Source organism: Streptomyces sp. NPDC027962 (genome assembly GCF_055566095.1).
The window spans coordinates 155,573-179,081 of the sequence record NZ_JBVHTA010000004.1; the positions used below are offsets into that span (position 1 = coordinate 155,573).

23 protein-coding genes are annotated in these 23,509 nt (G+C 70.5%); 11 read left to right on the plus strand and 12 right to left on the minus strand.

Annotated features, from left to right (window positions below):
• The first annotated feature begins 19 nt into the window (after nucleotides 1-19).
• Nucleotides 20-940 carry an NADP-dependent oxidoreductase gene (locus ACZ4SA_RS05490; RefSeq protein WP_468270106.1) on the plus strand — a complete coding sequence of 307 codons (921 nt, stop codon included), beginning with the start codon at nucleotides 20-22 and terminating at the stop codon, nucleotides 938-940.
• Nucleotides 941-1,054: 114 nt separating this feature from the next.
• Nucleotides 1,055-1,894 (plus strand): class I SAM-dependent methyltransferase, encoded by an 840-nt coding sequence (locus tag ACZ4SA_RS05495; RefSeq protein ID WP_468270108.1) that lies wholly within the window; start codon nucleotides 1,055-1,057, stop codon nucleotides 1,892-1,894.
• A gap of 241 nt (nucleotides 1,895-2,135) precedes the next feature.
• On the opposite strand, the gene ACZ4SA_RS05500 is transcribed toward ACZ4SA_RS05495, so the two are convergent.
• On the minus strand, nucleotides 2,136-3,230 hold the full coding sequence (locus ACZ4SA_RS05500; protein WP_468270329.1) for a glutamate--cysteine ligase 2: 1,095 nt from the start codon (nucleotides 3,228-3,230) through the stop codon (nucleotides 2,136-2,138).
• 75 nt (nucleotides 3,231-3,305) lie between these two features.
• Here ACZ4SA_RS05500 and ACZ4SA_RS05505 point away from each other — a divergent pair, with 75 nt between their 5' ends.
• Together ACZ4SA_RS05505 and ACZ4SA_RS05510 are read left to right on the plus strand one after the other, a co-directional pair.
• The gene (locus ACZ4SA_RS05505) at nucleotides 3,306-3,458 is read left to right on the plus strand and encodes a hypothetical protein (RefSeq protein WP_468270110.1); all 153 of its coding nucleotides are present in this window, start codon (nucleotides 3,306-3,308) and stop codon (nucleotides 3,456-3,458) included.
• An 88-nt stretch (nucleotides 3,459-3,546) separates the two neighbouring features.
• Entirely contained in the window at nucleotides 3,547-3,705 is a 159-nt protein-coding gene (locus ACZ4SA_RS05510) for a hypothetical protein (protein WP_468270349.1), read from the plus strand.
• A 132-nt stretch (nucleotides 3,706-3,837) separates the two neighbouring features.
• On the opposite strand, the gene ACZ4SA_RS05515 is transcribed toward ACZ4SA_RS05510, so the two are convergent.
• From ACZ4SA_RS05515 to ACZ4SA_RS05530, 4 genes are all read right to left on the minus strand, one after another.
• Complete coding sequence (locus ACZ4SA_RS05515) at nucleotides 3,838-5,037, minus strand: MFS transporter (RefSeq protein ID WP_468270112.1); 1,200 nt, start codon at nucleotides 5,035-5,037, stop codon at nucleotides 3,838-3,840.
• 99 nt (nucleotides 5,038-5,136) lie between these two features.
• On the minus strand, nucleotides 5,137-5,967 hold the full coding sequence (locus tag ACZ4SA_RS05520) for a class II fructose-bisphosphate aldolase (RefSeq protein ID WP_468270114.1): 831 nt from the start codon (nucleotides 5,965-5,967) through the stop codon (nucleotides 5,137-5,139).
• Nucleotides 5,948-6,196, minus strand: a complete 249-nt coding sequence (locus ACZ4SA_RS05525; RefSeq protein ID WP_468270116.1) for a hypothetical protein — start codon at nucleotides 6,194-6,196, stop codon at nucleotides 5,948-5,950. Before ACZ4SA_RS05525 ends, ACZ4SA_RS05520 begins: the two co-directional genes overlap by 20 nt.
• A complete protein-coding gene (locus ACZ4SA_RS05530; RefSeq protein WP_468270118.1) occupies nucleotides 6,189-7,139 on the minus strand; it encodes an SIS domain-containing protein in 951 nt (316 codons plus the stop codon). The genes ACZ4SA_RS05525 and ACZ4SA_RS05530 overlap by 8 nt, the downstream gene beginning before the upstream one ends.
• Nucleotides 7,140-7,525: 386 nt before the next feature.
• On the opposite strand from ACZ4SA_RS05530, the gene ACZ4SA_RS05535 reads away from it, so the two are divergent.
• The gene (locus ACZ4SA_RS05535) at nucleotides 7,526-8,323 is read left to right on the plus strand and encodes a DeoR/GlpR family DNA-binding transcription regulator (RefSeq protein WP_468270120.1); all 798 of its coding nucleotides are present in this window, start codon (nucleotides 7,526-7,528) and stop codon (nucleotides 8,321-8,323) included.
• Nucleotides 8,324-8,462: 139 nt separating this feature from the next.
• Here ACZ4SA_RS05535 and ACZ4SA_RS05540 read toward each other — a convergent pair whose 3' ends face one another.
• On the minus strand, nucleotides 8,463-9,458 hold the full coding sequence (locus ACZ4SA_RS05540; protein ID WP_468270122.1) for an NEW3 domain-containing protein: 996 nt from the start codon (nucleotides 9,456-9,458) through the stop codon (nucleotides 8,463-8,465).
• 31 nt (nucleotides 9,459-9,489) lie between these two features.
• The gene (locus tag ACZ4SA_RS05545) at nucleotides 9,490-10,926 is read right to left on the minus strand and encodes a Gfo/Idh/MocA family protein (RefSeq protein ID WP_468270124.1); all 1,437 of its coding nucleotides are present in this window, start codon (nucleotides 10,924-10,926) and stop codon (nucleotides 9,490-9,492) included.
• A 399-nt stretch (nucleotides 10,927-11,325) separates the two neighbouring features.
• Here ACZ4SA_RS05545 and ACZ4SA_RS05550 point away from each other — a divergent pair, with 399 nt between their 5' ends.
• Nucleotides 11,326-12,495: an NADH:flavin oxidoreductase gene (locus tag ACZ4SA_RS05550; RefSeq protein WP_468270126.1), complete on the plus strand. Its 1,170-nt coding sequence runs from the start codon at nucleotides 11,326-11,328 to the stop codon at nucleotides 12,493-12,495.
• A gap of 151 nt (nucleotides 12,496-12,646) precedes the next feature.
• On the opposite strand, the gene ACZ4SA_RS05555 is transcribed toward ACZ4SA_RS05550, so the two are convergent.
• Nucleotides 12,647-13,927, minus strand: a complete 1,281-nt coding sequence (locus ACZ4SA_RS05555) for an amidohydrolase (RefSeq protein ID WP_468270128.1) — start codon at nucleotides 13,925-13,927, stop codon at nucleotides 12,647-12,649.
• Between the two features lie 159 nt (nucleotides 13,928-14,086).
• Between ACZ4SA_RS05555 and ACZ4SA_RS05560 the strand changes: the two genes are divergently transcribed.
• The 3 genes from ACZ4SA_RS05560 (at nucleotide 14,087) to ACZ4SA_RS05570 (ending at nucleotide 16,617) form a co-directional block, all read left to right on the plus strand.
• Nucleotides 14,087-14,599, plus strand: coding sequence for an LmrA/YxaF family transcription factor (locus ACZ4SA_RS05560; RefSeq protein WP_468270130.1), 513 nt, complete (start codon nucleotides 14,087-14,089; stop codon nucleotides 14,597-14,599).
• 760 nt (nucleotides 14,600-15,359) lie between these two features.
• Nucleotides 15,360-15,872: a hypothetical protein gene (locus ACZ4SA_RS05565; protein ID WP_468270132.1), complete on the plus strand. Its 513-nt coding sequence runs from the start codon at nucleotides 15,360-15,362 to the stop codon at nucleotides 15,870-15,872.
• Nucleotides 15,873-16,056: 184 nt separating this feature from the next.
• On the plus strand, nucleotides 16,057-16,617 hold the full coding sequence (locus tag ACZ4SA_RS05570) for a hemerythrin domain-containing protein (protein ID WP_468270134.1): 561 nt from the start codon (nucleotides 16,057-16,059) through the stop codon (nucleotides 16,615-16,617).
• Nucleotides 16,618-16,707: 90 nt separating this feature from the next.
• On the opposite strand, the gene ACZ4SA_RS05575 is transcribed toward ACZ4SA_RS05570, so the two are convergent.
• Nucleotides 16,708-18,216 carry an alkaline phosphatase D family protein gene (locus ACZ4SA_RS05575; protein ID WP_468270331.1) on the minus strand — a complete coding sequence of 503 codons (1,509 nt, stop codon included), beginning with the start codon at nucleotides 18,214-18,216 and terminating at the stop codon, nucleotides 16,708-16,710.
• Between the two features lie 431 nt (nucleotides 18,217-18,647).
• On the opposite strand from ACZ4SA_RS05575, the gene ACZ4SA_RS05580 reads away from it, so the two are divergent.
• Nucleotides 18,648-19,727, plus strand: a complete 1,080-nt coding sequence (locus ACZ4SA_RS05580; protein WP_468270136.1) for an NAD(P)H-dependent amine dehydrogenase family protein — start codon at nucleotides 18,648-18,650, stop codon at nucleotides 19,725-19,727.
• Nucleotides 19,724-20,203 carry a carboxymuconolactone decarboxylase family protein gene (locus ACZ4SA_RS05585; protein WP_468270138.1) on the plus strand — a complete coding sequence of 160 codons (480 nt, stop codon included), beginning with the start codon at nucleotides 19,724-19,726 and terminating at the stop codon, nucleotides 20,201-20,203. Before ACZ4SA_RS05580 ends, ACZ4SA_RS05585 begins: the two co-directional genes overlap by 4 nt.
• Nucleotides 20,204-20,244: 41 nt before the next feature.
• Here ACZ4SA_RS05585 and ACZ4SA_RS05590 read toward each other — a convergent pair whose 3' ends face one another.
• The 3 genes from ACZ4SA_RS05590 to ACZ4SA_RS05600 all read right to left on the minus strand — a co-directional run bounded on the left by ACZ4SA_RS05590 (nucleotide 20,245) and on the right by ACZ4SA_RS05600 (nucleotide 23,365).
• Nucleotides 20,245-21,888, minus strand: coding sequence for a GMC oxidoreductase (locus ACZ4SA_RS05590; protein WP_468270140.1), 1,644 nt, complete (start codon nucleotides 21,886-21,888; stop codon nucleotides 20,245-20,247).
• Between the two features lie 222 nt (nucleotides 21,889-22,110).
• On the minus strand, nucleotides 22,111-22,731 hold the full coding sequence (locus ACZ4SA_RS05595; protein ID WP_356630290.1) for an L-threonylcarbamoyladenylate synthase: 621 nt from the start codon (nucleotides 22,729-22,731) through the stop codon (nucleotides 22,111-22,113).
• Nucleotides 22,732-22,861: 130 nt separating this feature from the next.
• Complete coding sequence (locus tag ACZ4SA_RS05600; RefSeq protein ID WP_468270142.1) at nucleotides 22,862-23,365, minus strand: hemerythrin domain-containing protein; 504 nt, start codon at nucleotides 23,363-23,365, stop codon at nucleotides 22,862-22,864.
• Between the last annotated feature and the right edge of the window lie 144 nt (nucleotides 23,366-23,509).

The following is a 23,509-nucleotide window of genomic DNA, read 5'->3' on the forward strand; positions in this document are numbered from 1 at the left end:
GATGTGAGAGAAAAGAACCATGCGAGCCATCACGGTCAACCGTTACGGCGGCCCCGAGGTCCTGGAGTTCACCGACACCGCCGATCCGAAAATCGCCCCCGATGCCGTTCTTGTCCGCGTCAAGGCCGCGGGGGTCAATCCTGTCGACTGGAAGATCGTCGCCGGGTATCTCGACCCGATCATGAACGTCCACTTCCCGCTGATTCCGGGCTGGGACGTGTCGGGCGTCGTCGAGGCGGTCGGGCTCGACGCGACCGAGTTCTCGGTCGGCGACGAGGTCTACGGCTACGTGAGGAAGGACGAGGTACAGCACGGCACCTTCGCCGAACTGGTCGCAGCTCCTGTCCGCACCCTGGCACACAAGCCGTCCAGTTTGGACTGGCGGCAGGCGGCGGGGGTGCCGCTCGCGGGACTCACCGCCCTTCAGTCGCTCGCCCGCATCGGCGTCACCGGTCAGGACACCGTTCTGGTCCACGCCGCGTCCGGCGGCGTCGGCTCGTTCGCCGTCCAGATCGCCGCGGCGCGCGGTGCGCGTGTCATCGGCACGGCCAGCGAACGCAACCACGACTTCCTGCGGTCCCTGGGCGCCGAGCCCGTCACCTACGGAGACGGGCTGGCCGAGCGCGTCCGTGAGCTGGCTCCCGACGGCATCACCGCGGCCGTCGACTGCATCGGTGACGATGCCGTCGAGATCTCCCAGCAGCTGCTCACCGACCCCTCCCGTGTCGCGTCCATCGTCGACGCCTCCGTCACCCAGCGCGGCGGGCACCATGTGTGGGTGCGGCCCAGCAGCGACGATCTCGCCGAGCTGGGGCGGCTGGCCGACTCGGGTGCGCTCACTGTGAACGTCGACCGGGCGCTGCCCCTGGCGGAGGCGGCAGAGGCGTTCCGCATCAGCCAGAGCGGCCGTACCCGGGGCAAGGTGGTTCTGGAGGTCTGAGCGGGACCGGAAGTCCCCCCGCTTCTATCCTTGGGTCATTGACAAAAGTGGTGATTCCGGTCGATGCGGCCGTCACCCGGGCGGCTGCCGGCAAGAGCCCCGAGGAGATCTGCCATGACCGACGCGATCCATGCGACCGAGGCCGACCGGGCCCTCAAGGCCAAGCACCGGAAGATGTGGGCGCTCGGCGACTACCCGGCCCTGGCCGGTGACCTCGTCGCGGACCTGGGTACGGTGCTGGTCCGGGCATGCGGAGTGAAGAGCGGCAAGCGGGTGCTGGACGTCGCGGCCGGTTCGGGCAATGCCGCGATTCCGGCCGCGCTGTCAGGCGCCGACGTGGTGGCATGCGACCTCACGCCCGAGCTGCTGGAGGCCGGCCGGAGACTGGCCGAGAAGCAGGGCGCCGATCTGCAGTGGCGCGAGGCGGACGCGGAGGCGCTGCCGTTCGGCGGCGGCGAGTTCGACATCGTCATGTCCTGCGTCGGCGTCATGTTCGCCCCGCATCACCAGGCCGCCGCCGACGAACTGGTGCGGGTCTGCCGACCGGGCGGGACCATCGGCCTGGTCGACTGGACGCCCGAAGGTTTCATCGGCCGCATGTTCGCCGTGATGAAGCCGTACGCGCCCCCGCCGCCGCCGGGTGCGAAGCCACCGCCGCTGTGGGGCGACGAAGAGCACGTCCGCGCGCTCCTCGGCGACCGGGTGACCGATGTGGACGTGCGCCGGCAGACGGTGAAGGTGGACCGCTTCGAGACGCCCGAGGACTTCCGGGACTACTTCAAAGCCGCCTACGGTCCGACGATCGCCGTCTATCAGCACATCGCGGACTCCCCGGACCGGACAGCGGAACTGGACCGCGCTCTCGCCGACCTCGCGCGGCGGGAGAACGGCGGGGTGGACAGTCTCGCCATGGAGTGGGAGTACCTCCTCGTGACTGCCCGCCGGAGTGGCTGACCGTTGCAGACGGCGGCCCCGCCGCGACGGGGGATGCGCGGCGGGGCCTGACTGGCGTATGCCCCAGCAGCGAAGATGCATGCCTCGCCGGGGCCATATGTGTAACGCCCGACGGCTCGGCGCAGCCCGCTGTCCCGGACGCAGCCCCGGGGAGTTCACGGAAACGCCGAGCAGCGCCCACGCGCCCGCCGCCAGGGGGCGAAGGTCTCGTGAGCAGCTCGTGCAGTGCGCCGCGGCGCCGTCAGCCGCCGGAGGTCTTGCGGACGCACGCGGCGACGACGTCCCGGAGGCTTCCCGTCTGCTTCAGCAGGTCGCGCTGGAAGGCGGCTCCGTTGCCGGCTGCCAGCAGCGAGACCACGCCCTCCTCCGTTCGGGCCATGTCGCCCGATGACTCCAGGGCGTCCCGGACGTGGTCGAGCAGCGCGCGAACCACTTCGCCGGCGGGTCGTGGAGTCATCGTGAGCGGGTGGATCAGTTGCTCGTCCAGTCCCGATCGGCCTGCCCGCCATGCCGCCAGCCGCAGCAGTCCGACGCCGTGCGGCGCGGGCGGGAGACCGGCCCGCCACTCGTGGGCCGCGGTCTCGACCAGGCCCCGGACGAGCGTGGCCAGGAGAACCGGCGTCGACGGGTCGAGCCCGACGTCCGCCACACGGATCTCCACGGTCGGATACGTATGGGAGAGTCGGGCGTCGAAGTAGATCATGCCTTCGTCCCGTAGGGCGCCGGTGCCCACCATCGCGCGCACCTGCTCGTGGTACCGGTCGGCGGAACCGAAGAGCTCGACCGGCCCGGCCGAGGGCCAGCGGCCCCAGACACGGCTGCGGTAGCTGCAGTAGCCGCTGTCCTTGCCCTGCCAGAACGGGGAGTTCGCGCTGAGCGCCACCAAGACCGAGAGCCAGGGGCGGATCCGGTCGAGGACCGCGACGCCTTCTTCGTCCGACTCGACCGACACATGGACGTGGCAGCCGCAGGTGAGCTGTTCCTGCGTGGTCAGCCCGAACTGCTCCGCCATCCAGCCGTACCGCTCGCCCGCCGCGAGGGAGGGACTCACCGGGAGGGGGGACGTGGCGAGTGCCGCGACCGCGGCACCGAGGCGTTCGGCGTGGCGGGCTGCCTCTGCACGCCAGCGGATGATCTCCTCCGCGAGATCGTCCATCGAGCTCTGCGGGAGCGTGGCGAACTCGAGCTGCTCACGCTGGAGCTCCGACTCGAACACCTGCCGGCAGTCCCCGCCCTCCCGACCGGCGGACGCGAGAACCGCAGCGGACAGGGCACGCGGCTCACCCGACTCCGCGTCCACGAGGAGAAGCTCCTCCTCGACGCCCACCGTGCGCATCACACCACTCTCCTTGAGGCTTTCACGTCGCGACCCTGCGGCGCTGGACCTCTTCTGCCCCGCCAGAGGGTGCCGATGCCTGCGTGGCGTGGCGGCTCCCTCACATCGTGCCGCCATGACGAGATCGCAGCCGCCCGCACCGCTCTCGTGCTGACCGCCCTCATGGACCGGATCGCCGACACGGCGACCGTGCCGGACCGCCTCGAGGGTTACGCCGGCGGGCGGTAGGTGTGTCGCCCGGTGCGGGCGGGAACGCGCCTGGCGGCTGAGCCCGCGGGCCCGTTTGCACCCGTCCTCGTGGCACCGGAGGCTGGGTGTGGAGTCACCGCTGGGCCGTCCGGCACAGCCGGCGGAGATGGCGCCCGCCTACGTGTTTACGGGGCGGTGGAGTCCGTCGTACGACCTCGCCTCTCCGCAGGCGAGTTACACCACCGCCGAGATCGTCAACGCGACGGGCCGGACTCCCCTGCCCTGAGGGGTCGTACGACGGACTCCACCGCCCCGTAACCGAGTTGGCCGCGGTACGGGGCGTTGGTGTTCGGGCTTCCCGTTACGGGCCGGTGCGCCGGCCGCTGATGGGTGCTCAGGTCGCCGTGCCGGGACGCCCTCATTCCGGGGCCGCGGCCGGCGGTCTGAGCGCCGCGTAGAGCCCGGCGCACGCCGCGAGCACCATCACGCACCCGGCGAAGAGCAGCCCCGCCGTCCGCAACCCCCACACCTGCGCCAGGGCGCCCACCCCGACCACGGGAAGCGAGATGCCGGTGTAGGCGACGACGAAGAACGCCGAGATCGTGCCTCCGCGGTGCTCCGCCGGGGCCGCGTCGCCTACGAGCGAGAGTGCCGCGCGGAACGCCAGGCCCTGGCCCGTTCCCCCGCAGACCGCGCCCACCACGAGCAGGGCGAGCGACTCCGTCAGCAAGGACGCGGCGACCACCAGAAGGCCGATGACCAGTACGCCGCAGCCTGCAGGAAGGGCGCGCACGGCGCCGACACGTCCGCTCAGGCTCTGTCCGGCGATGGAGGCGAGGAACACGGAGAACACCACCGCCCCCGAGACGGCAAGGTTGTGCACGTCGAGCGTCCTGGCGACGAAGCTGGGGGCGACGGCCGTGAACAGACCCAGCAGCGCGAACCCGGCGAACGCCGCCACGGACGCGGGCACGAACACCCCCTTCACCTCGTCCGGCACGGTGACGCCCTGCGGCTTCAGCCGCGGGCGCCGCTTCGGCTGCTCCACGGTCTCCGGCAGGAAGAGGATCAGCAGGGTCGCCGCGGCGAGCAGTGCGAGGTGGACCAGGAAGGTCAGTTCAAGGGGCCATGCCGCGTACTGCGCGAGGAATCCGGCCAGCAGCGGCCCGCAACCGAGGCCGCCCATGTTCGCCGCTGTGGCCGCGAATCCGGCTCGCGCTTTCTGCCCCGGCCCGGCCAGCTCGATGACGGCCGCCGTGGCCGCGCCACTCAGCAGTCCGGCCGCGAAACCGGAGAACAGCCGGCCGGCGAAGAGCAGGGGCAGGCCCTCCTCCAGAAGGAAACATGCGGCGCTCGCTGCCGAGAACCCCATCGCACACAGCAGCACGGGGCGGCGCCCGACTTCGTCGGAGTAGTTGCCCGCCACCAGCAGCACGGTGATGACGGCGACGGCGTACACGGCGAAGACCACCGTCACCATCAGCTCGGAGAAACCGATCTCCTGCTGGTAGAGCCCGTAGAGCGGGGTGGGCAGCGTCGTCCCGGCCATACCGATGGCGAAGACCAGCGCGGCCGCCAAGTAGCCGGGATGCCGGCCTGCGCCGCTGCGAACGATCATGCGGGCCACCCTACGAGCCCGGCCTGCGCCGCGCTCAGCACCGCGCGGGGGTCGCGCCTCGGCCCCCGCGGACACGACCTGGGCTCCCGCCCGTTCACGTCAGCTCAGGACCTCCAGCAGCCGTGCCACCTCCGCGGCGACGGCGTCACGGGCGGGGCCGAGGTACTTGCGGGGGTCGGCGGTCTCGGGGTGGGAGTCGAGGTAGGTGCGCGCGGCATGGGTGAACGCCTTGTTGAGGTGAGTGGAGACGTTGATTTTCGTCATGCCCGCCTCGATCGCCTTGGTGAGGCCCGCGTCTTTGACGCCGGAGGAGCCGTGCAGCACGAGCGGGACGCTCACGGTGTCCCGCAACCGGGAGATGAGCGCGAAGTCGAGTACGGCGTCCCGGGTGAGCATGGCGTGGGAGCTGCCCACGGCCACGGCAAGTGCGTCGACGGCGGTGGCGGCGACGAAGGCCCGTGCCTCGTCGGGATCGGTGCGTACGCCGGGGGCGTGAGCGCCGTCCTTGCCGCCGACCTCGCCCAGCTCGGCCTCCACAGAGACCTTCCTCGAGTGGCAGTGGGCGGTGATTTCACGCGTGGCTGCCACGTTCTCGTCATAGGGGAGCTTGGAGGCGTCGAACATGACCGAGGTGAAGCCGAGTTCGACGGCCTGATGCACCAGGTCGGCGGATTCGGCGTGGTCGAGGTGGACGGCGACGGGGGCACCCGACGCGCGGGCGATCGCGAGTGTCGCCAGTGCGATCGGTTCGAGCGATCCGTGGTAGCGGGCGGTGTTCTCGCTGATCTGAAGGATCACGGGCCGCCCGGCGGCCTCAGCCCCGGCGACGATGGCCTCGGCGTGCTCGAGCTGCACGACGTTGAACGCCCCGACGCCCACACCGCCTTCGGCTGCGGAACGGACGATGTCGTCAGTGGGCGAGAGGGGCATGGCGTTCCTCCACGGAGACGGTCGTAAGGAAACGGTGGTGGGTGCCGGGATCGAGGTCGCCGGCCACAGGACGGGCGATGGCGGCAGCGAAGTCGGCCGAGCAGACGGCGCTGCCAGGTTCCGCGGCGACGGCTCCGGGCACGAGGCCCCCCACCCGGTGGACGTCTCGTCCCCGGGCGGAGGCCTGTCGGGCGGTCACGCATTCGGAGTCGTCATGGTCCTCAGGCATGACTGTTCTCGAGGACGACGGACCGGGTGAGGTTGCGCGGCCGGTCGGGGTTGTGGCCGTGGGTCTCCGCGAGCACGACCGCGAGGCGCTGGGCGCGGACGAGGTCGGCGAGCGGGTCCAGATCGCCTGCGGCGTTCTGCGACTCGGCGACGAGTGTGCCGCCGACGCGTGCGACATCGTCCGCGAGTCCCTGCGGAAGCGTGCCGAACGCCCAGGCCACCCGCCCGGGGCCGGTGATGCTGATGGGCCCGTGGCGGTACTCCATGGCCGGGTAGGCCTCGGTCCAGGCGCCGGCGGCCTCGCGCATCTTCAGTCCGGCCTCGAGCGCCAGGCCGTAGGTCCAGCCGGTGCCGAGGAAGGTGAACTGCCCGGCACCGCACACTGCGGCGTCGAGGGGCTCTGCGACGGCCCGCTCGGCGTGCTGGATCGCCTGGTCGAGGGGGCGCACCCCGCCGGGCAGAGCGCCCTCGGCCTCGAGATGTGCGCGCAGCAGTGCGAGGTTCGCGGTGGCGAAACGCGTCTGGACCACGGATTCCTCGTCCGCGAAGTCCAGTACGGCCACGGCGTCGGCCGCCTGCATGACGGGGGTCGCCGGGTCGGCGGTGATCGCGCCGGTGGGGACGGCGCCCTTCACCCGGCGGAGCAGGTCCAGCACTTCGGTGGTGGTGCCGGACCGGGTGATGGCGACGATCCGGTCGTAGCCGCGGCCGTGCGGGAACTCGGAGGCGGCGAAGGCGTCGGTCTCGCCGTGCCCGCCGGTCTCGCGCAGGACGGCGTAGGACTGGGCCATGAACCAGGAGGTTCCGCAGCCGATCACGGCAACGCGTTCGCCCCGGCGGGGCAGGGCTGCGGTGTGCCGGGGCAGCGAGCGGGCGGCCTGCCGCCACACGCCGGGCTGGGAGGCGATCTCGGCCGAGGTGCGGGAGGAACCTGTGCTGGACAAAGTGATGAACTCCTCGGGGAAGGCTCTGACGGTCGGCGCAGAGACCGGTTTACTTCACGGAGCCGGAGGTCGATCCGGACACCACCAGGCGTTCGGTGAAGGCGAACAGCCCCACCTCCATTGCATGAAACTGCGCAAACTGCGACCATTTCAAGCAGTTACAAGCATTGGTCCTGTCGCGCAGTATTCAGCAGCGACAAGGCCGCGGTCCAGGGCTTGTTACCTGAACGTTGCCCAGATTCGGCTGCACCAGACATGCGTGGGCCTGATGCCTCTTCCGGAACTACGATCACTTTCACGCAGGAGCCCTGCCCTCGCTGGAGCGCCCGCCCTCGCGTCCCATAGCGTGTCGAGAGCGCAGGACGATGCCCGAAGGAGTCCGACACATGTCCAAGCACGAGCGGTGGAGCAAGCTGCTGGAGTTGCTGGCCGCCGAGGGCAGGCTGGATGTCGAGCAGGCCGCGACGACACTCACGGTCTCGCCGGCGACCATCCGACGGGATCTCGACGAACTCGCCGAGCAGCAGATGCTCGTACGCACCCGGGGCGGAGCCATCGCCCACGGCGTCTCCTACGAACTGCCCCTGCGCTACAAGTCCTCACGCCACGCCTCCGAGAAGCAGCGCATCGCCGCGGCCGTCGCCGAGCTGATCGCCGAAGGAGAGGTCGTGGGCCTCAACGGAGGCACCACCACGACCGAGGTGGCAAGAGCGCTGGCGCTGCGCGCGGGCGGCGGTCGACGGGAGTCCCCGGAGACGTCGGGGCCCGCGCTCACCGTCGTCACCAACGCGCTCAACATCGCCGGCGAGCTCGCCGTGCGCCCCCAGATCAAGATCGTCGTCACCGGCGGTGTGGCCCGCCCGCAGACGTACGAGCTGGTCGGACCGCTGACCGTGGGCGTGCTGAACGAAGTCGTGCTGGACGTCGCCGTGCTCGGTGTCGACGGCGTCGACCCGCAACTGGGCGTGATGACCCACCAGGAGGACGAGGCGAGCATCAGCCGGCTGTTCGCCGAGCGCGCGCGCCGGGTCGTGGTCGTCACCGACTCGTCCAAGATGGGCAAGCGCGCCTTCGCCCGGATCTGCGGGCTGGATCGCATCGACGTGCTGGTGACCGACTCCGCGCTTCCCTCCGACATGGCGGCGCGCCTGACGGAAGCGGGCATCAAGGTCATGGCGGTCTGAGCCCTGCGTGGCCGCGGGCATCGCAGCCATCGGTCTGAGCCCTGCGCGGCCCGTGGACACAGTGGGGTGGCGACGACAGCCGCCCCCGGACAGCGGAGTTCGGGGGCGGCTGTCGCCAATCACGGTCGCGCGGAGGGCATCAGGGGGCGACGGCCATGTCGAAGACATGGATGTTGCCGTTGCCCGGCAGGACCACGAAGTCCACCTCCTTGGCCGCGTCGAGGGAGATCGAGTGGGCGAACACGCGGTAGGCGATGCCCGCGTTTCCGTATCCGCTCGGACGATTGCGGCCGTCGGACGACGCGACCAGCGTCGCGCCATGGGCGTCGGCCGGGTCGAACGACCAGTTGGGGAAGCCGAACGAACCCTTGGTCGACGTGCCGTCCTTGTAGTGGACGGTGGCGCTTCCCGTCGCGCCGCTTCCGACGCCCGAGCCCAGGAAGACGAGCTTGCTGCCCTGACCGCTCAGGCTGACGGCCTGTCCGGCGCTCGACACGTTGTCCTTGGTGCCGCTCGGCACGTCCGGCCAGGTCAGCTTCGCGCCCAAGGCGTTCACGGACGCACCGGGGGTGAGTCCGACCGCCGCGAGCTTCTGCGCGGAGAAGCTGTTGCCGTCCCCGTCGTAGTCGCCCGGCGCGGTGTTGCTCTCGTCGGTGATCGCGACACTGTTGTACGCGGCCGCGAGGTTCGCCACAGGCTCGCCCGTGCGCTGGGTCCGGATGCCGGTGGCCGACCCGGCGCCGTCACCGCCCTTGTACGTCGCGGTCGCGGTGAACGTCCGGACGGTGAACCCCGGGCGCTGCTCCGGCACCTGGATCCTGAACTCGGTGTCGACGGCCTTGCCCTTGGCGAGGGAACCGTCCACGCTGCGCTCGGCCGGCTGCACGGCCCAGCCCACCGGCCCGGCGAACGACACCTTCAACGACCGCATACGGTCGCGCCCTGCGTTCTTGACGGTCACCTTCACCGCCGAGATGGCCGGCCCCTGGAGGTCGACCGGCGATATGGTCACCTCCGTCTTCGCGGCGACGGGAGCCGGTTCCGGTTCGGCCGCGACCGCCTGCGCGGGGACAAGAAGGATCGCCCCTGCCGCGGCCGTGGCTCTGAGAGTTCTGATCAGTCGGGCTGATCTCACTGTCCGTCTCCTTCGCGTGAGGGCGGGATCGTCAGGCGACCGGGGGCATTTCGGACATGCGCGAGTCCAGACCCATCCGCAGGTTCACCCAGGAGCCCCGGGTGAAGTCGGGGATCTCGACCGGACGGCCGCCGGCGGCGAGGGACTTGACGCTCAGCGGCACAGGAGAGCACCACGCCGCCGAGTCGTAGACGTCGATGTCCGGGAGCTGGCCGGAGCGCATCAGCTGAACGGTGCGCCACTGCAGGACGTAGTCCATGCCGCCGTGGCCGCCGTTGTTGGCCGCGTCGTCACCGATCTTCTTCCACAACCAGTGGTCGAACTCCTTGCGGTAGGTGTCGAAGTCGCGCCAGGCATGACCGCTGTGGTCCGGCTCGACGTAGATGCGACCGCCGGTCGTGGAGGTGCCCGCGTAGTCCTCGAAGATGCCGCGGCTGCCCGCGAGGCTGTTGATACGGCTGTACGGGCGCGGCGAGCTGACGTCGTGCTCGGCACGAATGACCCGGCCCTTGGCGGTGTCGATCAGGCAGGTGACGAGGTCGCCGTTGATGTAGGTCTCCTTCCACGACGGGTGCGACCTCGGCACGAAACGCTCGCGGTAGTCGGCGAGGCCCTTCGGCTCGGTGGCGGTGGCCCGCAGCACCGCCGTCCGGTCGCCGCGGTTGATGTCCATGGCGGCGGCGATCGGCGCCAGCCCGTGCATGGGGTAGAAGGACGCGGTGCTGCGTGTGTGCCAGAGACGGCGCCAGGCGTCGGTGTAGTACGTGTCCGAGAACAGCAGCGCGCGCAGGTCGTGCAGATAGCCGCCGTGGCCGTTGGTGACATCGCCGAGCAGGCCCTCGTGCGCCATCTTGAGCATGGCGAGCTCATTGCGGCCGTAGCTGCAGTTCTCGGACAGCATCAGATGCCGGCGCGTGCGCTCGGAGGTGTCGACGAGGTCCCACAGCTCGTCGAGCTCGGTGGCGACGGGCAGTTCGACGATGACGTGCTTGCCCGCCAGCATCGCGGCCCGGCCCTGCTCGTAGTGGAACTCCCAGGGCGTGGCGATATAGACGAGGTCGATGTCGTCCCGCTCCAGCATCTGCGCGAACGACTCGTCCGACCCGCCGTACTCCGCGGGGCGCGGCTTGCCCTTGGCGACGAGCCGGTCCGCGGTGCGCTTGGCGCGGTCCGCCCTGATGTCACAGACGGCGGTGACCGTACAGCCGGGGACGACGGACCATCCCTCGGACATGCCAGAACCCCGGTTGCCGAGACCGATGACGCCGACACGGACCGTCCGGTACACGTCGTACGGCACGTTGATCATGGATTTCTGGCCGGGCCTGCGCCGCGGCGAGGCGGCCGGCACAGCGCCGCCCTGGACCACCGGGGCCGCCTGGGCTGCGCCGACACCGGTTGCGAGCGCCCCGGTGGCCAGAGCTCCTCCCAGAAGCAGGCGGCGTGATACTGCGGGGATTTCGGGCATGAGGGAACGCTCCTCGGTCCGTGATCGGCATCGGCATCACTGGCGGTCAAGACTCTGGCGGGATGGGCAGTGACATGTCAATAGATGTTCATTAGGCCCGCGTTACGAACATGAATACGCATCGCCCGCCGGTGGCCGAGCTCCCGGCCCACACCTGGGGCCGCACACCCGGGCGCCAGGACCACGGGAACACGGTGCGGTACCGCAACATCTGGATCGAGCCCCTGAGGCCCTGAAGTCCAGAGGTCCTGAAGCGCGGCCGCCGGGGGCCGTCCCGGTCCCCGGGGCAGCCGCCGTGCTGCGTACCTGCCCGGGGTGCGTGTTCCGGATCACAGCGCGTCCGGCTGCACGGGCGGAATGCCGTGACCGCCGCGGGGGTTGACCAGCAACATGCATTGAATGCATGTGCACATACTGTCTGGTACCTCGAGGAGCACCCCCGTGACCGTCGCTGTTTCCTCCGCCTCCCGCGCGGCCGAGATCCTGTCCCGGCCCGTCACGCTGAACGGCCTGACCGTCCCGAACCGCATCGTGATGGCGCCGATGACGCGGATGTTCTCCCCCGGCGGCGCTCCCGGTGAGGACGTGGCGTCGTACTACGCCCGTCGCGCCGCCGCGGGTGTGGGCCTGATCGTCACCGAAGGCACCTACGTCGGCCACGATTCGGCCGGGCAGAGTGACCGCGTGCCGAGGTTCCACGGCGAGGAGCAGCTGGCAGGGTGGGCGAAGGTCGCCGACGCCGTTCACGCGGCGGGCGGCACGATCGTGCCGCAGCTGTGGCACATCGGCATGGTGCGCAAGCAGGGCGAGCCGCCCTACGCCGATGCACCCGCCGTCGGCCCCTCCGGCATCCGCGTCGACGGCACCGAGGGCACCGGCAAGGCGATGACCCAGCGCGACCTGGACGACGTCATCGGCGCGTTCGCCGAAGCCGCCGCGGCCGCCGAGCGCATCGGCTTCGACGGCGTCGAACTGCACGGCGCCCACGGCTACCTCCTCGACCAGTTCCTGTGGGCGGGCACGAACCGCCGCACCGATGCCTACGGTGGTGACGCTGTGGCACGTACGAAGTTCGCGGCCGAGATCGTGGCCGCGGTCCGCGAGGCCGTCTCGCCCGAATTCCCGGTGATCTTCCGCTACTCGCAGTGGAAGCAGGAGGCCTACGACGCGAAGCTCGCCGAGACCCCGGAGGAGCTGGAGGCGATCCTGACCCCACTCGCCGCGGCCGGCGTCGACGCCTTCCACGCCTCCACCCGCCGGTATTGGCTCCCCGAGTTCGAGGGCTCGGACCTGAACCTGGCGGGCTGGACCAAGAAGCTCACCGGCAGGCCCACCATCACCGTCGGCTCGGTGGGCCTCGACGGGGACTTCATCCGCAGCTTCGCCGGCGAAGGCGCACCGGTCCAGGGCATCGACGAGCTCCTCGACCGCATGGAACGCGACGAGTTCGACCTGGTCGCCGTCGGTCGCGCCCTCCTCCAGGACCCGGAATGGGCGGCGAAGGTCCTGGGCAATCGGTTCGAGGACCTGAAGCAGTATGACGCGGCGGCGCTGAAAACGCTCAGCTAGGTTGCTGCGGCAGGGCCTGTACGGCACCGAGGTGCCGTACAGGCCCTGCCGCATGCTGCCGTTTCATGAGGTGGGGTCGACGCCCGCGATCACCCGGGCACGTTGCAGGGGGCCTTCGGCCCCGGCAAGGTGGTTGAAAGGCCTCACCGACTCACTGGTCCGCTCCCCTGGCCAGCCACCGCCCGGCCGCCCCCAGCAGCGCCCGGACTCCGAGTTCGATGGTCGGGTCCTGGAGCGGGGCGTAGTCGGGCGAGTGGTTGTACGGGACTCCCTGCGGCAGCCCGCCGCCGACGAGTGCCGCCGGGTCGGGGTCCGGGAACAGCTTCGGGTCCGCTCCCCCGAAGTGCCAGAACACCGACGGCACCCCCATCGACGTACCGAAGGCGCCGAAGTCCTCGCTGCCGGTGATGGGTTGCGGAAGCGTCCACACCTGGCCCTCCCCCAGCTCCGACTCGAGGCCCGCCATGGCCGTCGCCGTCGCGTCCGCGTCGTTGACGGTCAGCGGGAAGCTGCTGAGCAAGGTGATGTCCGGATCCTTCGGCGCACCGGACGCCAGGGCCTCGGCTCGTACGATCCGCTCGACGGCCGCGATCACCCGGGTGCGAACGGTGGGATCGGAGCTGCGGATGTTGATCTTCATCTCGGCGGTGTCCGGGATGATGTTCTCCTTCGTGCCGCTGTGCAGTGAGCCCACCGTGACGACGGCGGCCTGGTTCGCGCCCACCTCGCGGGACACAACGGTTTGCAGACGCATGACGATCGCTGCCGCCATCACCACAGGATCGACGGTGTTCTCCGGCGCCGACCCGTGGCCGCCCCGGCCGAACAGCCGGACGTGGAGACTGTCGGAAGCGCTCATGACGGTGCCGGGGCGGGTGGCCGCGATGCCCGCGGGAATGGGTCCGACATGCTGCGCGAGGCACACGTCGGGGCGGGGGAAGCGTCCGGCGAACCCGTCGTCGATCATCGCCTGCGCTCCGCTGACCTCCTCGGCGGGCTGGAACACGGCGACGACGGTGCCCCGCCACGCGTCTCGGTTGGCAGCGAGCAGGGCCGTCGCGCCGAGCAGACAGGTGACGTGCATGTCGTGCCCGCAGGCGTGCATCACAGGGACCTCGTGGCCGTCGGCGTCGATCCCGGTGCGTGTGGAGGCATACGGCAGGCCTGTCGACTCCAGGACGGGCAGGCCGTCCATGTCGGCGCGCAGCAGTACCACCGGCCCGTCCGCCGATCCGAGTACCCCCACCACACCGGTGCCGCCCACGCCCTCGGCGACCTCCCAGCCCTGGCTACGCAACCGTGCGGCCACGACGGCCGCCGTCCGCACCTCCTGGAACGACAGCTCCGGGTGGGCGTGCAGGTCCTGATAGAGCTCCCGCAACGCGGGGAGCTCTGCGTCGAGTCCGGCGAGGAGAGCTGAGGGTGCGGTCACGGGTGGATCCTTCCATGGCGGTTGCTCGGACGCGGCGGCGGCCGGTGAGCCGGCGGGGCGACGCCGGCCATCTGCCCATCGGGGCGCCTCCTCAACCGGCCCCGTGCCGAGGGGACTCCGAGCCGACGCGGACCTCCGTGCGCCCGGCACACGGCGGCCTTGCAGGCCCGGGACCACTCGTCCTGCCCGCGGGACTCCTTCACGAAGCAGCGCAGCTCGGCACAGAGCGCCCCGGGGTTTTGTACAGGGGGATCAGGGTGCGGGCATCCGGGATCTCGACGTACTCGCCCCTGGGCAGCAGAGCGGCCAGGCGCCCCCGTCGAGCTGACCGCGGAGGCGTTCACCGGAGCCGCGCAGACCCTGGTCGATCTCGACTTCGCCGCTCCCTTTCCCCTCGCGACCATCGCCCTGGAAGTGGCGGGCACCAGAGAGTCGCTGCGCGTGGCCACCGCGGAGGTGTTCGACTTCTGGGCCGAGGCCCTCGCCGCCTTCTACGGCTCCTGCGGCATCTCCGCGTCCCGCCCGACGGCGACCTCGGTGATCGCCCTCCTGGAAGGCGCCTTCATGCTCGCCCGCGCGTCGCGCTCCACGCCCCCGGTCCTCGATGCCGCACCCGCGGCGGCCGCCGTCGTCAGGGCCGCCGCAGCGGGCGCGCCGCCGGTCACACGGTGAACGCCCTGGCCACTGGCCGAATCCGATCAGCCCACAGGGCGGACTGTGTGGCCCGTAGGGGAATGCTTCGTGGTCGTCGTCGCCGGTGAGGCTCTGATCGACCCGGGTCAGGAGTGGAACCAGGTCCTGAGCTTCGTCGCCCGGGCGGCGGCGCTGACCTGCTCGAAGGCGGGAGCGGAGCCGCCGTACGCGGCCGAGCTGCAGGGTGCGACCGGCCCGCCCGGTGGTTTCGGCGGTCCTGGGGGCCTGGGCACCCCGGCCCCGGCGGTCCGGCGGCCCGGCGGCCCGGCGGTTCCAGCCGACCTGGCCGACCTCGGCGGTCCCGGCTCCCTGCTCCCGGCGCGTCCGGCACCCGGCGTACTGGCAGTGCCGGCGGCCCCGGAAGCGGCATTCGTGGCGGTCCGGCGGTCCGGCGGTTCCAGCCAACCAGGGCGCCCCGGCGCTCCCGGCTCCCTACCGTCCCGGCGCGTCCAGCGCCCCCGGCGTCTGGCGGTACGGAGCGCCCGGCGTACTGGCGGTACTGGCAGTGCCGGCAGCCGGCAGGCCCGGCGCCCACGGCGGTCCGGTCTGTTGCCGGCACCCGGCGCCCGCAGCGGTCCGGCGGTCCCAGCGCCTGGCAGTGCCCCGGTCCCGGCCCGTGCAGCGTCCGGCGGTCCCACTCGTCCCGCGTGACGTGCGTCATTTCTCCCCAGGAGCACCGGCTGTATCTTCGCCCCACTATGTCCGTCACCCCGCTTTCTTCCGACCGGGCGGCCCCGCTGTGCATGCCGATCTGTCCCCTCTCATAGCGGCGACCGCCACCTGGCTCACGCGCGCCTATCCGGCCGCCGGCGGCGCGATGGCGTCGGCGCTCTGCGAGGCGCAGGCGCGTCAGGCCGTCACAGCCGCCGCCCTGCTGCGCTACCCGACGCCGATGGACGCCTCTCTCGTGGCCATGGCCGGCCCCGGCGGATCCGCACGGCTCGACTTTCTGAGCAATTCGGCCCGCCGAACACCGGTTACGTCGGAACAGCATGCCTGGCGCACCTGGGTCGACGAGGTCGTCGCCAGCTGGGCGGCCTGTCTGCTCAGCAGCGCCGAGCTCGCCTCGGCGGCGGTGGCCGGCCTCGCCGGCGGTGCGTCGGGCGCCTACCGGCGTCTGGTCTCGCCCGACGAAAGCGACCGCCAGGCGGCCGCGCTGCTGCGCCATCCCGATCTGCTGGCTCCCGTCGCCGCGCTGCACCACGGCCTGCTGCGCGCACGGCTCGGGCTGTCCCTGCCGGACATGGCCTGACGTCTTCGTTGCCGGCGTCTCCCGCGTCACCGCGCCATCGGTGAGCCTGCGCGGTGGATCTTGTGCGTGCTCCCCCGCCGCGTGCGCGCGCCGGAGCGGGACACCCGCGTTAATGTCGCCGATGAGGCGCGGCAGCAACGCCCGTGGGGGGATTCTTCGCAGAAGCGAGAGAGGACGCCAGGACATGGGACACGGCGGGAATGTCATCCAGGAGCTGACGGCCGACCACCGCGAGGTCGACCAGATGTTCGCAGAGATCGAAGCCCAGCGCGTCGGAGACCCGCGCCGACGGGAGCTGGCGGACGAGCTGACCAAGGAACTCGTGCGGCACTCCGTCGCGGAGGAGGAGTACCTCTACCCCGCGGTGCGGCGCTACGTCGACGACGGCGACGACCTCGCGGACGAGGAGATCGCCGACCACGCCAAGGTCGAGCGCATGCTGAAGGAGCTCGAGGGCTGCCAGTCCGACGACCCGCGTTTCGACACGCTGATCACGCAGCTGAAGTCCGCGGTCACCTCGCATGTCACCGACGAGGAGAAGCGGCTGTTTCCGGCACTCGCCGAGTCGTGCAACGCGGATTTGCTGATGGAGCTCGGCGACAAGGTCCGCCGTGCCAAGGAGTCCGCCCCGACCCGCCCGCACCCCTCCGCTCCGTCCACGCCGCCGGCCAACAAGCTCCTGGCCCCCGGCATGGGCATGGTGGACCGGGTTCGTGACCTCCTCACTGGCCGCGCCCAGGGCTGACCGGCGAGGACGCACCTTCGACCACAGGGCCGGGCCGGACGAATCCGGCCCGGCCCGGTGCTGTACGCGGAGGCAGTCGCCCGGCTGCCGTCAGATCTGGACGCCGGGGACGCCGTGCTCGACGACGGCCGTCGCGCGGGTGGTGATCGGTGCGCCGGGCCGGGTGACATACGGCAGGACGCGGAAGTCACTCGTCCACCGCTTGCGGTCGACGCGTACCCGAACATAGCCGCGCTGTCCGTTGAAGAACTTCATGTGCGGGTTGGCGGCGAGGAAGCGCGTGCCCTCCGCCGTCATGTCGGCGCCGTCGCCACCGCTGGTGATCGACGTACCGACGAACTCAGCTCCGACCGTGGCGGATTCGGGGTCCGCGTAGTCGCGCTTGAGGTCCCAGGCGTAGTTCTGGTGACGGTCGCCGGTGATGACGACGAGGTTGCGCACCCCACGGTTGTCCGCCTCTGACAGCAGCCGGTTGCGCTCGGCGACATAGCCGTCCCAGGGGTCCATCCAGACGGTGGTGCCGGGGCCGGCGTCGTGGTCGGTCTGGCCCATCGGGGCCTGGTTTCCCAGTACGTGCCAGCGCGCGGCGGACCGGCTGAAGCCGTTCAGCACCCAGGCGCGCTGCTCTGCGCCCAGCAGGCTCCGGTCGGGGGCGAAGCGGTCGGCGCAGTCGGCGGAGATGCCGTCGCCGCACGGCTGGTCGTCCCGGTACTGCCGGGTGTCCAGCATGGTGAAGTCGGCGAGCCTCCCGTAGGGGAGCCTGCGGTACATCTGGACGTCGGGGCCCTTGGGCAACTGCGTGTGACGCAGCGGCGCGTGCTCGTACAGGGCCTGGAACGCGGCTGCCCTGCGCTGGACGAACGCAGCCGGGTCCTGGTTCTTCTCGGGTATGCCGTCGGCCCAGTTGTTCTCCACCTCGTGGTCGTCGAACGTCATGATCCACGGGAAGCGGGCGTGCGCCTGCTGCAGTGGGGCCTCCGACTTGTAGAGGCCGTACTGGAGCCGGTAGCGGGCGAGGTCGACGGTCTCCGTGTGGAACTTGGCGTCGGTCGTCACCCCGCGCTTGTTCGTCTTGACGCCGTATTCGTAGAGGTAGTCGCCCAGGTGCACCACCAGGTCGAGGTCCTCGTCCGCCATGTGCTCGTAGGCGGTGTAGTAGCCGTCGTGCCAGGCCTGGCAGGAGGCGAAGGCGAACGTCAGGTCCCTCGGGGTCGTCCACGACAGGGGCGTGGTCCTCGTCCGGCCGACCGGTGAGATGTCGCTGCCCACGCGGAACCGGTAGTAGTACACACGGTTCGGCCGGAGCCCGCGTATCTCGGGGTGTACGGAGTGGGCCAGTTCGGGCGAGGCCACGGCACTGCCGGTGCGCACCACGCGCCGGAACCGCTCGTCGTCGGCCAACTCGTAGTACACACGCACTGGTTGGGCGGGCATGCCGCCCATGCCGTCCGGTGCGAACGGGTCGGGGGCCAGACGCGTCCAGAGCACCACGCCGTCGGGCTGCGGCTCGCCGGAGGCGACGCCGAGCGAGAACGGGTCGCCGTTCATGGCCGGGGCGGCGAAGGCGGAGCCGGAGCCCCACTCACCGGTGCCGAGCATCAGTGCGGCGGCACCGGCACCGCCGAAGCCGAGCAGCTGCCGCCGGGAAACGGGACGAGTACCCACAGGTCCTCCTTGGCTGTTCGGTGTGAACCGCCAGAAGTCTCTTGTGGGTTGGTGACCCGCGATGGCCCGCGACGTGGCCGCTTCCCGAGAAGTACGTGAACACGACAGCCATCCGCGGCGGCGGGGGCGCGGGCCGCGATGACCGCCCGGCGCAAGCCCTTCGGGGCCGTGCCCCAAACGGAGCCGTGGTCGCGGACTCCCTGGGTGTCCATCAGATGCACCCATGCCGACGGGCCGCGGCGCCGCGCAGGGAGTGCGTGCCGAGTCTGGTGTCACCACCACCAGCGTCGGCGCCCCACAACCTCTGCTCATTGCCTGCGGCATGGCTCTGGGAACCTGGAGGCACCGGGGTTACCCTCCGGCGCATGATTCCCACGGTGGTCTGGGGTACCGGCAACGTCGGCCGCGCGGCCATCCGTGCCGTGGACGCCCATCCCTCACTGACACTCGCGGCGGTCGTCGTTCACAACCCCGACAAGGTCGGCCGTGACGCGGGTCATCTCGGCGGTCTCGGCCGTGAACTGGGGGTCGCCGCGACCGACGACGTCGAGGCGGTGCTGGCCGCCGGACCGCGGGCGGTGGTGTACGCGGCCTCCGGCGACATCCGGCCCGACGAGGCTCTCGCCGACGTGGTCCGGGCGGTCAGGGCCGGGGCCGTCGTCGTCACCCCTTCGATGTACGCCCTCTACGATCCCCCGAGCGCACCGCCGGAGCTGCGGGACCCGGTGCTCGCCGCCGTCGCCGAGGGAGGCGGCTCGCTGTTCGTCTCCGGCGTCGACCCGGGCTGGGGCAACGACGTGCTGCCACTGCTGATCAGCGGGCTCGGTACGACCGTCGACGCGATCCGCTGCCAGGAGATGTTCGACTACTCCACCTACGACCAGCCCGACTCGGTCCGGTACCTGATCGGGATGGGCCGGCCGATGGAGTACGAGCCGCCGATGCTCGCGCCTTCCGTGCCGACCATGGTGTGGGGCGGGCAGATCCGGCTGATGGCGAGGGCGCTCGGCGTCGAGCTCGACGAGATCCGCGAGACCCTGGAGCGTCGGCCGCTGGACGCCACGGTGCGGACCAGGACGATGGGCGAGTTCGCAGCGGGCACCCAGGGGGCGGTGCGGTTCGAGGTGCAGGGAATCGTCGAAGGCGAACCTCGCATCGTCATCGAGCACATCACCCGCATCCACCCCTCCTGCGCACCTGACTGGCCCGCGCCGCCCGACGGCAGCGGGGCGCACCGGGTGATCATCGAGGGCCGTCCGCGTATCGAGGTCACGGTCGAGGCCACCGACGAGGGCGAGAACCGCTCCGCGGGCGGGAACGCAACTGCGGTGGGCCGGCTGGTGAGCGCTGTCGACTGGCTCGTGGACGCGGAACCGGGCCTCTATGACGCGCTCGACGTCCCACTGCGCCCCGCAGTCGGGAAGCTGGGAAGGAGACGACGATGAACATCGACATCCCCGAGGGCAGGAACCCGATCGAGTACGTGTGGGGTGAGATGGTCCCCGGCATCGGAACCGCCGCCGCGGACTTCTCGCTGGCGGTGTACGCCCACACCACCCTCGGGCTGCGGGAGTTCGAGGCCGCGCGGCTGCGGACCGCCCAGATCAACGGCTGCGCCTTCTGCCTCGACTGGCGGACCGAACGCGACGGCGAGAAGGTCGAGGACGGCTTCGCGGACGCGGTGACCCGGTGGCGCACCACCCGCGCCTTTGACGACCGCACCCGGTTGGCCGCCGAGTACGCGGAGCGGTACGCCCTGGATCACCACGGTTTCGACGACGAGTTCTGGGGCCGGATGACGGCGCACTACAGCCAGGTCGAGATCGTGGAGCTGAGCATGAGCATCGGGTCGTGGCTGGCGTTCGGCCGGCTCAACCATGTGCTGGGCCTCGACACCGTGTGCACACTGCCCGGTCACTGAGGTGATCCGGACGGCTGGGTCGTGCCGGCCGTGAGCCACCGTCACAGGTCGGTGGCGATGATCTTCTCGATGTTCCGTTCGGCGAGTGCCGTGATGGTGACGAACGGGTTGACGCTTGCGTTGCCGGGGATCAGCGAGCCGTCGATGACGTACAGGCCCGGGTGGCCGTGGAGCCGGCCGTAGTTGTCGGTGGCCTTGTCGAGCACCGCGCCGCCGAGGGGGTGGTAGGTGAGATGGTCGCCCCAGATCTTGTACGTACCGAAGAGGTCGGTCCGGTAGATGGTCCCCTCCTTGGCGTTGATCCTGTCGAAGATGGTCCGTGCGGCGTCGATGGACGGCTGTTTCCAGGCGGTCTGCCAGTCGAGGTCGACCTTGCCGGCGGTGGCGTTCCAGGTGAATGCGGCGCGGTGCGGGTTCTTGGTGATGGACAGGTAGAACGAGGCGTACGTCTCGATCCCGGTGGGCAGTGGTGCGACTTCGGCGAACGCACCGCCGGCCTGCCAGTTGTCGATGCCGGCGGTGGGCATGGACGCCTGGAGCTTGCCGGTCGCGTCCCACATGTGGTTGGCGCGGCCGCACATGACGTTGCCGTTGTCGCCCCAGCCCTTGCCGATCTCGCCGTTGAGGCCGGGCAGTACGCCGGTGGCCTTCAGCTTGGTCAGCAGTTTCGACGTGCCGACGCTGCCGGCCGCGAAGAACACCTTGTCCGCGCTCACGGCTTTGGTGGCGGTGATGTCACCTCGGGTGTCGATCTGTTCGATGACGACCGTGTAGCGGCCACCGGCCGCGGGGGCGACCGAGGTGACCTTGTGCAGCGGCGAGACGGAGACTCTGCCCGTCGCCGCGGCCTGGGCGAGGTAGGTCTTGGGCAACGACTTCTTGCCGTGGTTGTTGCCGAACAGGACTTCGCCCACCAGCGCCGATTTCGGGACGGCTCCGGCCGCTTCCTGCTCCATGTAGTCCCAGTCGTACACGTTGGGCACGAAGACGAAGGGGAAGCCTGAGCGCTGGGCGTGCTTCCGGCCGACCCGGGCGTACTGGTAGCAGTCTGCCGCCTCCCACCAGCCCTGGTCGACCTGGGCGACCCCGAGCGCGGCGTTGGCGCGCGGGTAGTAGATGCCGTACATATCCTCGGTGTCCACCGACGGCAGGATGGCGCCGAAGTTCTCCCGTCTCGGGGTCACGGCCATGCCGCCGTTGACCAGCGAGCCGCCGCCGACACCGCGGCCCTGGTAGACCGTGATGCCACCGAACTCCTCGGCGTCCAGGATTCCGGTGTGACGGGGCACGTCCTTGTCGAGCGGGAAGCCGAGGAAGTGGCTGAGGGGCTGTTTGGTCCTGGTGCGAAGCCAGAAGGACCGGTGGTCCGGCCTGGTCGTGTTGGCGAAGACCTTTCCGTCCGGCCCGGGGGTGTCCCAGGACATGCCCATCTCGATCATGTGCACGTCGACGCCTGCCCTGGCGAGGCGCAGGGCGGCGACGGAGCCGCCGTATCCGGTGCCGATGATCAGAGCCGGGACGTGCGCCCCGTCCGTGATCGGGGCTGTGGCGGCGGGTGACTGCGTCTGGGTTGCGGAGGCCCGACCGGCGAGGAGCACGGCGCCGTAAAGAGAACTGGTTCCAGCGATGAATGCGCGACGCGACAACCCTCTGGAACACGGATCGTGCGCGGTGGGAGGTGTCATGTGATGTCCCTCACTTTTGGAGTGAACGGCAACACGTTCTACTGCTGCGCGTGTATGAAGTCACGCCATACCGATAAGTAACTTCTGTCCGATCATGCACCTTTGGCGGCGTGTGCTTGACGCGCGACCGCCCGGGGCGCCCTCTCCCACGGGAGAGCGACCCGGGCGGTTCAGCTCGGAATGAGCCGCTTTGGCCGTCGGCCGGCGCAGGCGTCGACGCGGCTACTCGAACCGCGCGGTGTCCCCCGCCCCTCGGCGCACGATCTCGAGTTCGCCACCGGAGAAGTCGATGACCGTCGTCGGCTCCGTCCCGCAGTCGCCGGAGTCGATCACGGCGTCGACGACATGATCGAGCCGCTCCTTGATCTCCCAGCCCTGTGTCAGCGGCTCTTCCTCGTCGGGCAGGAGCAGGGTGCTGGAGAGAAGCGGCTCACCGAGGTCGGCAAGGAGAGCCTGCACAACGGCGTGGTCGGGGATCCGGACGCCGACCGTCTTCTTCTTCGGGTGCAGCAACTGCCGCGGCACTTCCTTCGTCGCCGGAAGGATGAAGGTGTAACTGCCGGGCGTGGCAGCCTTGATCGCGCGGAAGACGTCGTTGTCGATGTGCACGAACTGGCCCAGCTGCGCGAAGTTCTGGCACACGAGGGTGAAGTGGTGCCGGTCGTCGAGATTGCGGATCGACCGGATCCGGCTGATGCCGTCGCGACTGCCGAGCTGGCATCCCAACGCGTAACACGAGTCAGTGGGGTACGCGACGAGCGCGCCGGACCTGATGCTGTCAGCCACAGTGCTGATGGTGCGCCGCTGAGGGTTCTCGGGGTGCACGTCGAAGTACTTCGCCATCCGCCGAGTCTAGGGCTCCCGTTTGGATCTTGCCGGGCTCGCGCCCCACGCGCCCGCGGCCGCGAGGCTGTCGGGTGCGCGCACCGGAGAATCGATCCCGGCTCGCAGCCACCGGCCTTCGAGGGGAGGGTCAGTCCCTGCGGGAGGCCACCAGTTCGGTCACGTACCGGACGCTGCCGCAATCGGCGTCCAGATGCTTCGCACGTGACTCGAGGAACGCCTTGCCCAGTTCCTGCCGACGCTCGTCCCCGACGTTCTCGCGCGCGTCGTTGAGCAGTGTCCGCTCCTCCTCGTCCGCGTGGTGGTTGACCGCCGTGACGAGCTCTTCGAGCTTCTCCTCCCACTCCCCGGTCGTGGTGTCCCCCACCTCGAGCAGCGCGAGCAGCGCTTCATTGGCTTCCTCGTGCTCGTGCACGCCGTGCTCGACGTCGTCCTCGTCCACGTTCTTGTACCGTCGCAGCGCGGGATAGACCTCGTCCTCCTCGGCCAAGGCGTGGGCGATGAGCAGCGCGGCGAACTCGCGGACGGCGGCCGCGCGATCGGCTCCGACGTTGCGCATCGTGCGGAAGAGCTCCTCCATCCTGCGGTGGTCCTGCAGGATCAGCTCGACTACATCGTGGGTGACCGCCGACATGCCGGCGCTCCTCTCTGTCGCTGGTTGGTCCGATCCGGCGGATACCCCGGTTTCCGCACGTCAGACCTGCCCGTGCCGGCGCATGATGCGGACCCGGTCGGGGCCGGAGCAGCGACGGGAAGGCATCGGAGGGGTCCGGCCGGG

Bases quoted from the DNA above. Each gene is read 5' to 3' on its own strand.
- ACZ4SA_RS05490 (WP_468270106.1), top strand. From the start codon at position 20: ATGCGAGCCATCACGGTCAACCGTTACGGCGGCCCCGAGGTCCTGGAG.
- ACZ4SA_RS05495 (WP_468270108.1), top strand. From the start codon at position 1,055: ATGACCGACGCGATCCATGCGACCGAGGCCGACCGGGCCCTCAAGGCC.
- ACZ4SA_RS05500 (WP_468270329.1), bottom strand. From the start codon at position 3,230: ATGCGCACGGTGGGCGTCGAGGAGGAGCTTCTCCTCGTGGACGCGGAG.
- ACZ4SA_RS05505 (WP_468270110.1), top strand. From the start codon at position 3,306: ATGCCTGCGTGGCGTGGCGGCTCCCTCACATCGTGCCGCCATGACGAG.
- ACZ4SA_RS05515 (WP_468270112.1), bottom strand. From the start codon at position 5,037: ATGATCGTTCGCAGCGGCGCAGGCCGGCATCCCGGCTACTTGGCGGCC.
- ACZ4SA_RS05520 (WP_468270114.1), bottom strand. From the start codon at position 5,967: ATGCCCCTCTCGCCCACTGACGACATCGTCCGTTCCGCAGCCGAAGGC.
- ACZ4SA_RS05525 (WP_468270116.1), bottom strand. From the start codon at position 6,196: ATGCCTGAGGACCATGACGACTCCGAATGCGTGACCGCCCGACAGGCC.
- ACZ4SA_RS05535 (WP_468270120.1), top strand. From the start codon at position 7,526: ATGTCCAAGCACGAGCGGTGGAGCAAGCTGCTGGAGTTGCTGGCCGCC.
- ACZ4SA_RS05545 (WP_468270124.1), bottom strand. From the start codon at position 10,926: ATGCCCGAAATCCCCGCAGTATCACGCCGCCTGCTTCTGGGAGGAGCT.
- ACZ4SA_RS05550 (WP_468270126.1), top strand. From the start codon at position 11,326: ATGCATGTGCACATACTGTCTGGTACCTCGAGGAGCACCCCCGTGACC.
- ACZ4SA_RS05570 (WP_468270134.1), top strand. From the start codon at position 16,057: ATGGGACACGGCGGGAATGTCATCCAGGAGCTGACGGCCGACCACCGC.
- ACZ4SA_RS05575 (WP_468270331.1), bottom strand. From the start codon at position 18,216: ATGCTCGGCACCGGTGAGTGGGGCTCCGGCTCCGCCTTCGCCGCCCCG.
- ACZ4SA_RS05580 (WP_468270136.1), top strand. From the start codon at position 18,648: ATGATTCCCACGGTGGTCTGGGGTACCGGCAACGTCGGCCGCGCGGCC.
- ACZ4SA_RS05585 (WP_468270138.1), top strand. From the start codon at position 19,724: ATGAACATCGACATCCCCGAGGGCAGGAACCCGATCGAGTACGTGTGG.
- ACZ4SA_RS05590 (WP_468270140.1), bottom strand. From the start codon at position 21,888: ATGACACCTCCCACCGCGCACGATCCGTGTTCCAGAGGGTTGTCGCGT.
- ACZ4SA_RS05595 (WP_356630290.1), bottom strand. From the start codon at position 22,731: ATGGCGAAGTACTTCGACGTGCACCCCGAGAACCCTCAGCGGCGCACC.
- ACZ4SA_RS05600 (WP_468270142.1), bottom strand. From the start codon at position 23,365: ATGTCGGCGGTCACCCACGATGTAGTCGAGCTGATCCTGCAGGACCAC.